At 54.9% G+C, this 2,369-nt stretch carries 1 protein-coding gene; it reads left to right on the top strand.

The window, feature by feature from the left end; all coding sequences use genetic code 11:
- On the top strand, positions 1–2,369 hold a 2,369-nt coding region (locus ACWA2B_RS27770), incomplete at both ends, for a non-ribosomal peptide synthetase (protein ID WP_449292864.1).

The raw sequence follows: 2,369 nt of genomic DNA, 5'->3' as shown, positions 1-2,369 counted from the left end.
TACGAGGAGGAGCAGCTCACTTACCGGAAACTGAACGAGCGCGCGAACCAATTGGCGCGGAGATTGCGGAATGAAGGCGTTGGACGCGAGTCGATTGTCGGCATTTTGAGTGAACGCTCGGTAGACATGCTGGTCGGCGTACTGGCGGTGTGGAAGGCGGGAGGCGCCTATGTGCCGCTGGATGCAGACTATCCGTCTGAACGGATTCGTTTCATGCTGGAGGACAGTGGTGCGACGGTATTGTTGACCCAAATCGGCTTACAGGAGCAAGCACAGATATGGCTTGGGGAAAGCCGACAGGCCTTGGCCGGAGGGCAGACTGAGGGTGAGTTGGAAACAGCGGCTGGTGCTGAAACGATGGAAAGAGACAGCCTAAATGAAAACTTAGGCTCAAAATCAGATTCGAAGTCTGACAGCGAAGCAGCATCCGAACCGGCAACAGGGCTGCGTCTGCATACCGTATTGGCATTGGACGATGAGTCACTGTACACCGGAGATACGACAGACGTCGATCACATCAACGAACCGCACGATTTGGCGTATGTGATCTATACATCCGGGACAACCGGACGGCCGAAGGGCGTCATGATCGAGCATCGCAGCCTGGTGAATACGGCTACGGCGTATCGCCGGGATTATCGCCTGAACCAATTCCCAGTCCGACTGCTACAGCTGGCGAGCTTCTCGTTCGACGTATTCGTCGGGGATATCGCGCGGACGCTCTATAACGGCGGCACGATGGTCATTTGTCCGAAAGACGACCGGATTGATTTTAGCCGTTTGTATGACTGGATTCGCGATGTCCAGATTACCGTGTTCGAATCGACTCCGGCCCTGATCGTACCGTTTATGCAGCATGTGCATGAACAGGGGCTGGACATGAGCAGTCTGGAGCTGCTGATCACGAGCTCGGATAGTTGCAGCGTGACGGACTACCGAGTGCTGCAAGAGCGGTTTGGTGCGGATATCCGCATTATGAACAGCTACGGCGTCACCGAAGCGGCGATTGACTCCAGCTTCTACGACGAAGAGCTGTCGAAGCTGCCAAGCAGCGGCCATGTGCCGATTGGTCAGGCGTGGCTGAACGCACGCTTCTACATTGTGGACAGCCAGCTGAATCCGGTGCCGATCGGCGTACTGGGTGAGCTGTGCATTGGCGGAGCCGGGGTGGCACGAGGCTACCTGAATCGTGCAGACCTGACAGCCGAGAAATTCGTAGCGAATCCGTATGTACCAGGTGAACGGTTGTACCGTACAGGCGATTTGGCGCGATGGATGCCGGACGGCAATGTAGACTTTATCGGCCGGATGGATGATCAAGTCAAAATCCGGGGCTTCCGGATTGAACTGGGCGAGGTGGAAGCGCAGCTGCTGACCGTGGACGGCATTCAGAAAGCCATCGTCACCGCCTGGGAAAACGAAGACGGAGACAAGGATCTGTGTGCGTATGTCGTAGCCTCGGAGGCGCTGAATTTGCCGGATCTGCGCAGCACACTCCAGCCCAAACTGCCGGGCTATATGATCCCGACCTATGTCGTACAACTGGATCGTTTCCCGCTGACACCGAACGGAAAAATTGACCGCAAAGCGTTGCCTGCGCCAGAAGCGCGCCTCGAAGGAGGCACGGCGTACGTGGCACCGCGCACACCGCTGGAAGAGCAGTTGGTACGTATTTGGCAAAGCGTTCTGAATCATCATCAAATAGGCATCCAGGATAACTTCTTTGAAGTGGGAGGACATTCTCTGCGCGCTACCACCCTGATGGCGAAAATCCATCAGGAGCTGAATCACAAGCTGGCGTTGCGAGATATTTTCCAATATCCGACGATTGAGCAACTGGTGCAGTTGATGGGTGAAGATCAGACCCAGCAAACGTATGTATCTATTCCTGTGGTGGAGGAGCGTGAATATTATCCTGTTTCCTCGGCGCAAAAACGGATGTACGTGCTGAGTCACCTGGAAGGTGGAGAGGTTAGCTACAACATGCCAGGAGCGTTGATTATCGAAGGTTCCTTGGATAAAATGCGACTGGAACAAGCCTTCCGCCAGCTGATTGCCCGTCATGAAGCCCTGCGAACCCGATTCGAGATGGTGGATGGTGAGGTGATTCAACGGATTGAATCGGGCGTCGCATTCAGCGTGGAGCATGTGCAGGCAAGCGAAGAAGAGACCCAGCAGTATGCCCAAGACTTTGTACGCGCATTTGATCTCGCACAAGCACCATTGCTGCGGGTTCAGCTGGTGGAAACCGGACCGGAGCGTCACGTCATGCTCTATGACATGCACCATATTATTTCGGATGGCGTCACGGAAGGAATTATCGTGCAGGAGTTCTCTCAATTGTATGAAGGCAAGGAACTGCCGCCACT

Source organism: Paenibacillus sp. CMM36, assembly GCF_053570945.1.
Note: the sequence above shows the minus strand (reverse complement) of the source record. Positions and strands in the feature narration are given on the sequence as shown.